This is a genomic window from Frankia sp. RB5 (assembly GCF_059816245.1).
This window is the reverse complement of sequence record NZ_JCBATA010000053.1, coordinates 48240-56961: the sequence shown is the minus strand read 5'-3', so window position 1 is coordinate 56961 and position 8722 is coordinate 48240. Positions and strand designations below refer to the sequence as shown.

Sequence of the window (8722 nt, the reverse complement as noted above, 5' to 3'; positions counted from 1 at the left end):
AGGAACCACTGACGGGCGGTCGAGTACCCGACCCCGTTCGCCGCAGCCCACTCCTTGAGATTCACCCCACCATTATACAGCGCTCACTGGCGCTAACCGGCGGCCAGTCGGCAGCAGAATTCAACCCCCTGTGACGGGACGGCCAGCCCACCATCCCGCGACGCACCGGCCCGCGGGCCGCGCGGGGTCAGGCGGACGGGGGTGGGCCAGGGTCGTCGGTGCCGGTGAGGCTCTCCGGCAGCCAGATGTCGATCACCGCCATGTCGGCGAGGGACGGGTGGCAGTGCAGGCCGCCACCGAGGGCCGCGAGCCGACGGGCGTCGTCCGCGAGCGCGATCCGCAGCCGCGGCACGCTGCCCGCCGGGTCGCTGACCCGCACCGCGAGCCGGCCGGCGGTCCGGCTGAAGTGGACGAGCAGCGCGTCGTCGGCGGACGCCGGCAGCGCCGCGAGCGCCGCCGCCGCCGCGTGGTAGACACCGGACTCGATCTCCCAGCCGACCCGCCGCCCGAGATCGCCGGTGCAGCGGATCCGCCGGGGCAGGGCAGCGGCCAGTTCGCCCAGCGCGGCAGCGGTGCCCCGCGCGCGCAGTGTCGACGGATGCACTCCCCGCACCACGGCCCGAAAGGTGTCGAGGAGATCGTCGACGGCCGACCGTAGCGCGCCCAGCGCCGCCGGGGCGCGGGAAGGGTCGTCGCGCACGGCGGCGGCGAAGTCCCGGCGGCGCTCCGCCACCTCCGCCAGGTGGCGGTTGGCCCCGGTCAGCACCCACGTGGCCAGGCGGCGCCGCTCCGCCTCCAGGGCCGCGCCGAGATCCGCCTCGATGCGCCTCGCCCGCACCTGCAGGTCCTCGGCGTGGCGCGCCCGGACGCGAAGGGTCTCCTGCGCCGTGACCTCGTGCAGAAGCAGCGCCACGATGTCCGCGGTCTCGCGCAGTGCCGAGGTGGGAACAGCCGGCGGCGGCGCGCCCGGACGGTCGGTGACGACCAGCACGGCGATCTCCCGCTGGCCGTCGTGCACCGGCATCATCGCCCGTGCACCCGGCCAGGCGGGCGGGTCGTCCCGGGCCAGCGGGCTCCGAGGTGCTGGCGGCGCCGTCGGTGGCGCCGGGCGATCGGGCTCGGGCAGCCACAGGTGTGCCTGCCCGGTGCCGGTCGCCAGGGTCAGGTTGCGCAGCAACGGCGCCACGCGCTGCCCGAACGTGGCCCACGCCGGCAGCGCCGCGATGTCCTGCGCCAACACCTGCCACGGTGGCCGGAAGGCGGCCGGACCCGGCGGCGCAAGCCGCGCCGCCGCCGTGGCCACCGACGCCTGCGGCTGGTGGCCGACCGATGCGATCCCGCGGTCAGCCACCGGTGCGGACGGCGTCCAGGTAGCGCAGGACCGCCAGCACACGGCGGTGATGCGCGGTGGAGTCCACGGGCAGGTCGAGTTTGGCGAAGATGCTCGCGCTGTACTTCTCGACCGACTTGGCGGACACGTACAGCGCCGCGGCGATGCCGTTGTTGGAGCGCCCCTCCGCCATCAGGCGCAGCACCTCCGACTCGCGCGGGCTGAGGGAGGCAAGCGGCCCGCCGGCGACGGCCGGCCGCTCGACGAGACGGCGTGCCAGCACCGGCTCGATGACGATCTCGCCGGCCTCGATGCGGTCGAGGGTATCGGTGAGCACCCGCACCCCGGCGATGCGTTCCTTGAGCCGATAGCCGATCCGTTCGGTGCCGATCTCCAGAAAGCGCAGGAGATAGAGCGTCTCGGCGTAGTGCGACAGCAGCAGCAGGCCGATCCCGGGATGACGGTCGCGCACCCGCGCCGCCGTGCTCAGCCCGCCCTCCGGGCCCGGCGGCATCCGGATGTCGAGGACGACGACGTCCACGGGTTCGACGGCGAGCAGATCGAGCAGGGCGTCACCGTCACCGACACAGCCGACGACCTGATGGCCCGCGGTCGACAGCAGCAGCACCAGGCCCTCACGGAACAGGGCGGCGTCGTCGGCGACCGCTACCCGCATGGGAGACGGCCCACCGACCCGACGCACCATCCGTTCACGGCGCAATCGTTGCACGCCAAAGCAGGCCGCGCCCGCTTTCCGCGCAGGCTCGGCCGGGCCGCTCAGGAGGCGGCGGAACGCGGATGAACCAGGCCGAATCGGCCCTGGGCGGTCACCGCGAGCAGGGTCGCCGGAACCGCCGAAGCCTCGCCGGAAATGCGTTTCTCCAGGTCGTCCGGCATTTCCCCGGCCGACCACGCAAAAATGCCTCGATCATCATCCGGCCGACCGCCGGAATCATTCACGCCGTCGACCGGATCATCACGGACGACGGCCGCGCCAACTGTCATCTCCTGTTCATCCTCATGCCACGCGCCGGCTGCCGGCGGGGGCGGGGGCGGGGGCGGGGAAAGGATGCACTGGGGCGCGGGGATGACCCAGTGGACGCGCCGCGCCCACTCCTCGGACGCGCCGGCGGGCAGCACCACCGTGAGCCGGGCCCGCAACGCGGCGGGCAGGGCGTCGGCGAGCCGGCCCACCAGCGCGAGCACGCCAGCCGGTAGCAGCTGCGGCGCGGCGCCGAGAAACAGGTCGAACCGGGCGGGGTCATGCGGGGTCACGTCCGCGACGCGGTCAGCCTCGTGCCCAGCGGTCCCGGCGGTGTCGGTCCCGGCGGTGTCGGAACCGGCGGTGTCGGAACCGGCGGTGTCGGCGGCGCGCAGCACGAGTCCGCTGGGGACGACCCGCAGCGACCAGCCGCCGCCGAGGTCATACCGGCCGCCGCCAAGGTCGGGCAGGCCGGACACGGGCGCCTGCCAGCGCACGAGGCGCGCCGGCCCGCCGGGTGGGTGGACGACGCGCTCGGCCAGCGGATGCCATCCTTCGCCGCGGACACGGTCCACCGCGGTGACCCTGGCCACGCCGTCCTGTCCGGCGAGCAGCAGACCGTGCTGGGCCATCACCGGTCGGCCCGCGCGGTCCGCGAGGCGGCGGGCGAGCCCCTGCGGGTCGTCGGTGGGCTCGTCGCCGTGGCAGACCACGATCGGCTCGCCGTGGCCGTCGACAGCGAGCGAGGCCAGCAGCCCGGCAAGCGGCTCGGCCGCCGGCATCGGTTCGCCGACAGCACCGACGATCACCGTGATCGCACCGCCCGGATCGGGCAGGGCGCGCGGTGCCGGATCGTCGGCTGGCGGATCGCCGTGGCCGTCGCCCGCACCGGTCGGCCCACCGGCGGCGCGCACCCACAGCCCGGCACGCACGGACACCACCTGCAGGCCAGCCGGTGCGTGCGTGCCCGCGAGCCGTGCCGGTAATGGTGCTGGGGACTCGGTACGCACCGGGCGCCGGCCCATCCGCATGCTGTGCGCCTTTCCGCCGTTTATCCCCGCGCACCGAGCACGTCCGGGAACGCCCTGGCGGTTCACCCGCCCGGACAGGGCGCGAGGGACCGTCAGACGGACAGGTGGGCGTTCACCGCCCGCGCCCGCGCGGCGAGCTCGGGCAGCTCCACCACGGTGACGCCGGCCGCGGTGAGCAGCTCGACGCCCTGGCAGTCCGCCACGAAGAGGCTGGGCTCGCGCCAGGCGATGACGACCCGGACGATGCCGGCGTCCAGGATCAGGCGGGCGCAGGGCCGGGGCCGGGACCTGCGCTGGGAGCACGGTTCGAGGGTGCTGTAGAGCGTCGCGGTGGCCAGGCGGGGATCGCCGGGCGCCAGTTTCGCGAGCGCGGACTCCTCCGCGTGTACCGCCGCGTCGACCTCGCGGGAGAATCCGGACGCGATCTCCTGCCCGTCCTCGTCGACGAGGACGGCGCCGACGGAGTACGCGCCGGTGGCCGGCGGGCAGCGACGGGCGAGCTCGAGCGCGCGCTCCATCCACCGATGATCGTCAAGCTGGGACATGCCGCTCGTCCTTCCCCCAGCGGGTCCGGTGACCGCGGGCCCCGGCAGTCGCGCAGGCGACGCGGTGACGTGGCGTCGCCATGGCCTCGAGTCTGCCATCCCGCAGCGGCCCGTCCGGAGGCGGCGACCGCCCGTCAGGACACCGGTTCGTGGGCCCGGTCGCCGGGCAGCGGGTCACCGTCCGGTCCCAGCGAGATCTCGTCGGGGGCGGACAGGCTCAGCACCGCGTGCACGACGGCCGGGGACGCCGTCAGGGCGGCCTCGACGCCACGCAGGCGGATCGCGACGTCCGGCTCGATCTCGTCTCCGACGAGATCGACGTCTCCGACCACGGTCACCATCCGCGGGCCCACCACCTCGACGCGCAGCCGGGTGACCCGGTCGACGTCCGGGAGCGCGAGCAGCGCGCGGATTGTCGCCGTCCGCACCCGCGGGTCGGCCTCCTGCCCGACGAGGAACCGCCGGTTGCGCCCGATCAGCACCAGCGCCACCGCGCCGAGCAGCACGCCCACCAGGATCGATCCCAGCGCGTCGAACGCCGCGATCCCGGTGGCCTGGTGCAGCCCGAGGCCGAGGGCGGCGAGCAGCACTCCGGCGAGGGCGGCCGAGTCCTCGGCGAACACCGCGCGCAGCGTCGGGTCCGAGGTGAGCAGGACATGCTCGATGACGTCGCGGTCCATCGACGCGGCCTCGCGGCGGGCCTGGCGCGCGGACTGCAGGAACGAGACGCCCTCCAGCACGAACGACACCGCGAGCACGATGTAGCCGACCAGGTACTCGCCGCCGGACTCCCCCGCGAGCAGCTCCTGCACGCCGTGGGTGATCGACACCGCGCCGCCGGCGACGAACAGCCCCATCGCGGCGAACAGCGCCCACACGTACGCCTCCCGCCCGAAGCCCTGCGGATGGTCCGGCTCCGGCGGGCGGCGGCTGCGCCGGTTGGCGAGCACCAGGAACACCTCGTTGCCGGTGTCCGCCCAGGAGTGGGCCGCCTCCGCCACCATCGACGCGGAGCCGGTCAGCATCGCCGCCACCGACTTCGCCGCGGCGATCACCAGGTTGGCGAGGAAGGCGATCGCCACGGTCAGCGTGCTCTCGGCCGCGCCGGCACCGCCATCCTGCTGCAGCGGGATAGCCTCGCGTGCCTCCGCCGGCAGGTCGGCGGTTTCGACGGCGGGCTCCGCGGGGGGTTCGACGGCGGACGGCGGCGGGCTCGTGGGAGCGGGTACGCGAGGGCGGGACGCGGCGACGGGGCCTTCGGGGACGACGGGGCCTTCGGGGGCCCCAGGGTCGACGGGACGGGGGCGGGACGCGTCAGCGGGATCAGCGGGCATGTCCCTGTGCATCACCGCGCGGCCCCGGGTCCCAAACCGGCCAGGGCCCGCGCGGCGGGGGCCTACCCGGCCGTACCACCGCCGGCGTCGAAGGCCGAGGCGGAGGAGGCGGCGGCCTCGCCGCGGATCTGCGTGCCGTGTTCGTCGAGCCGCGGCGGATACGAGCGGACGGTCACCGGCGTCCGCGACAGTTGCAGGGGGGCGACGACCACCGGCACCTCGCCCGCGGTCGGATGCGCCACGTCGGCGAGGTAGCCGTTGGCCCGCCACTCCTCGGAGGCCAGCGCCTCGCCGAGCGTCTCGACGCGGCACGTCGGCACGCCCGCCGCCCGGATCACGCCCACCCAGTGGTCGGCGTCGCGGGTCGAGAACACCGCCTGCAGCGTGGCCTCGCCCTCGCCACGGTGGCGGGCCCGGCCCTCGTTGCTGGCGAAACGCGGGTCGAGCCGGTCCGGGTCCAGCCCGATGGCCACGCACAGCCGCGACCACAGCGAGTCGTTCGCGGCGGCGACGATGAAGTACGCCTCGTCGCGTCCCTGGAAGGCCTGGTAGGGGGCGATGGTGCTGTGCGCGCTGCCGCAGCGGCGAAACGGCGTGCCGAACGCGGCGCTGACCGTGTAGGGGGCCAGCAGCGACAGCGCCGACCCGACGAGCGACACCGTCAGGTGCTGGCCCTCGCCGGTGCGCTCGGCGTGGCGCAGCGCGGCGAGGATCCCCAGCGCCGCGTAGATGCCGGTGGCGAGGTCGGCGACCGGCGCCCCGGAGCGCGCCGGGGGGCCGTCGGCCTCGCCCGTGATGTCCATCAGCCCGCCGACCGCCTGCGCGAGCAGGTCGTAGCCGGGCAGCGCCGCCGACGGGCCGACCCGGCCGTACCCCTTGACCGAGCAGTAGACGAGCGCGGGATGGCGGGCGTGGACCGCGTCGAAGCCGAGCCCGAGTTTGTCCGCCCGCCCCGGGCGGAAGGACTCGACGAACACGTCGGCGCGGGCGAGCAGCCCGTCGAGGACACCCCTGTCGTCCGGGTCGGCCAGGTCCAGCGCGATGGACCGCTTGTTCTTGTTGATGCCGAGGTAGTAGCCGCTCTCGCCGCCGCGGTAGTTGACGTCGAGGCGGCGCGAGTCGTCGCCGCGGCCGGGCCGCTCGACCTTGATGACGTCGGCGCCGAGGTCGGCGAGCAGCATCGTCCCGAACGGTCCGGCGGCCACGCCGGAGGTGTCGACGATCCGCACACCCGACAGCGCCCCGGACGGCAGCGGCCCGGACGGCAGCGGCCCGGACGCGAACGCGGGCAGGTCGGTCATCTGGGCTCCTCGGGGCGTGGGAGGTGGCGGCCGGCGGGCCGCCCGGCGTCAGCGCCGTCGCCGGGACCCTGCCCACACTGCCGGTTTCCGCCGCCGGCCGCGACGGATTCGCCGCGACCGACGTGGAAGGCGTGTTCGGTCGCGATCCAGGAGTGGTTCCGCCGCTGGCGTCGCCCCGCCTTCCCACCGAGGGGAAGCGTGTGCGGGGCGAGCGGCACCGTGTCGCGCCTGATAACGATGACGGCGCCCGGCAGGTCAGCCCGACGGTGGCGCGGGCGCCTGGTAGGGGCGCTGGGTCACCCGTCCGGCGGCGTCGACCGTGTAGATCGGGCCGGTGCCGAACAGGTTGTGCCCGTCGTTGACGGCGATCCGCATCCCGGTCAGGCCGGAGTAGTCCGTCGCGCTGTACCGCGGCGGGCTCAGCCAGGGGCCGACAAAGGAGTTCGCCTTCGCCGTCAGGGTGGAGATCAGGTTCTCCCGGGTCGGATGCGGGCCGGCGGCGTCGAGCAGGTCGACCATCATCACCGCCTGGGCCATGGCCTGCTCGGTGACGGTGGTCAGCGCCACGCCGTGGCCGTACTTCGCGAGGATCGAGGTGAAGAAGGCGTTCCACGGGCTGGTGGTCTCGCCGGCGGCGGGCATGAACGTCTCCGTCACCACCCCGCGCAGGTGGGCGGCGGCGCCGCCGGGGGCCTTCGCCAGCAGCGGGGTGAGGCCGCTGGGGCTGGAGCCGCCGGTGGAGACGACCCAGGTGGGGTGGTAGCCGATCTGGTCGGCGGCGAGCAGCGCCGCGGCCGTCCCCGCCGCGATGCTGGTCAGCATCACCACCGAGGCGCCGGCCGCCTTGAGGGCGGCGACCTGGTTGCCGAGCCCCGAGGGCAGCGACGACACGCTGTAGGTCTGCCGGGAGACGACGCGCGCCCTGTCGAGCACCTGGTCCGCGCCCTGCACGCCGCCCATCCCGTAGCTGTCGGCCTGGCTGAGGTACCCGACCTTGGCGGTGGGATAGGTCTGCTTCACGTAGGTGGCGAGCGCCTCGCCCTCGGCCCGCAACGGCGGCAGCCAGCCGACGGACCACGGGTTCTTCGCCGGCTCGTAGAAGCAGGTGCAGCCGGAGGTGACGAACAGCTGCGGCACCTTGCGGCTGTTCAGGAACGGCTGCACCGCCTGCGACGTCGCCGTCCCCACCGAGGCGAACACGGCCAGCACGTTGTCGCGCAGCACGAGCTGACGGGTCAGGGTCGCGGTGTTCGTCGGGTTGTACTGGTCGTCCTTCACCAGTAACCGGATCCTGCGCCCGGGACGCCGTAGGGCAGCGCGCCGCAGGGGGTGTCCGCATACGATCCGACGCCCCAGTCGTCGAGCAGGGTGCGCGCGTGGCGGAGGCGGTCGGCGCGGCCTCGCGCGGCCCCGGGCAGGCCCAGGATCGCACTCGGCCAGCCCACCTGGCGGGTGCCTGTGCCGCCGATCGCGACGTTCTGCGCGGGGGTGAGTTCCGGCCACAGGCCGAGGCCCTGCTGGGTGCGGACGATGCCCAGGTCACGAAGATGGTGCGGTCGGACGCCGAGCACGTCATGGCCATTCCAGCGGACGGATCCCGACGAGACGCGAACGAAGTTGCAGATCGCGTTGAAGACCGTGGTCTTGCCGGCGCCGTTCGGGCCGATGAGACCGGCGACCTCCCCCGGCCCGACCGAGAACGTGGCGTTGCTTACCGCACGGAGCGAGCCGAACGCCACGGACACGCCGTACACGTGTAACCCAGCTTCGTCTCCCCGGCCGGACGGCGCATCCCCTGGCATCCCCGGTTCCTCTCTCCCTGTCACCGCCGCCGGCACCGGTTCACCTGCGGAAATGGCGCCGAAGCGGCCGCAGAGGCGGTGAGCGAGGAGATTACCCGGCGAAAAGATGACGGGTAAAGTAGTTCGATGGAGCTAAACTTGATGGCCTTTCGCCAGCCATCCCGGAGGCTCTGGCGCGACGACCCCTTATTCCGCTCCGGCCGGCTCGGTCACCTTTCCACCATTCCTTTTCCGAGTCACCCGGCCCGTCCATCCGTCGTCGTGACTGGTTCACGGCGGGCGTCGACCTGCTCACCCACCGGATCTCCACCGCAGCCACACGACCACCCAAAGTGGCCATTCCTGGCCTTCTTGTACTAGTGTGCGCGGAGGCACACCAGCTTCGCGCCGCTCATCC

Annotated in this window: 8 protein-coding genes; all 8 read right to left on the bottom strand. The window is 74.1% G+C overall.

The genetic code is table 11. The features are described from left to right. Window positions 1–187: 187 nt before the first annotated feature. Window positions 188–1351 carry a sensor histidine kinase gene (locus AC6EXY_RS24310; protein WP_499816525.1) on the bottom strand — a complete coding sequence of 388 codons (1164 nt, stop codon included), beginning with the start codon at window positions 1349–1351 and terminating at the stop codon, window positions 188–190. After that, window positions 1344–2006, bottom strand: a complete 663-nt coding sequence (locus AC6EXY_RS24305; RefSeq protein WP_499816524.1) for a response regulator transcription factor — start codon at window positions 2004–2006, stop codon at window positions 1344–1346. Before AC6EXY_RS24305 ends, AC6EXY_RS24310 begins: the two co-directional genes overlap by 8 nt. A 101-nt stretch (window positions 2007–2107) precedes the next feature. After that, a complete protein-coding gene (locus tag AC6EXY_RS24300; protein ID WP_499816523.1) occupies window positions 2108–3244 on the bottom strand; it encodes a hypothetical protein in 1137 nt (378 codons plus the stop codon). A 191-nt stretch (window positions 3245–3435) separates the two neighbouring features. Continuing rightward, a complete protein-coding gene (locus tag AC6EXY_RS24295) occupies window positions 3436–3888 on the bottom strand; it encodes a deaminase (protein ID WP_499816522.1) in 453 nt (150 codons plus the stop codon). Window positions 3889–4022: 134 nt separating this feature from the next. Next, window positions 4023–5222, bottom strand: a complete 1200-nt coding sequence (locus AC6EXY_RS24290; protein WP_499816521.1) for a cation diffusion facilitator family transporter — start codon at window positions 5220–5222, stop codon at window positions 4023–4025. A gap of 62 nt (window positions 5223–5284) precedes the next feature. Further along, window positions 5285–6523 (bottom strand): CaiB/BaiF CoA transferase family protein, encoded by a 1239-nt coding sequence (locus tag AC6EXY_RS24285; protein WP_499816520.1) that lies wholly within the window; start codon window positions 6521–6523, stop codon window positions 5285–5287. Window positions 6524–6778: 255 nt separating this feature from the next. Next, window positions 6779–7801 (bottom strand): ABC transporter substrate-binding protein, encoded by a 1023-nt coding sequence (locus AC6EXY_RS24280; protein WP_165818500.1) that lies wholly within the window; start codon window positions 7799–7801, stop codon window positions 6779–6781. Then, on the bottom strand, window positions 7798–8268 hold the full coding sequence (locus tag AC6EXY_RS24275) for an ATP-binding cassette domain-containing protein (RefSeq protein WP_165818499.1): 471 nt from the start codon (window positions 8266–8268) through the stop codon (window positions 7798–7800). The genes AC6EXY_RS24280 and AC6EXY_RS24275 overlap by 4 nt, the downstream gene beginning before the upstream one ends. Between the last annotated feature and the right edge of the window lie 454 nt (window positions 8269–8722).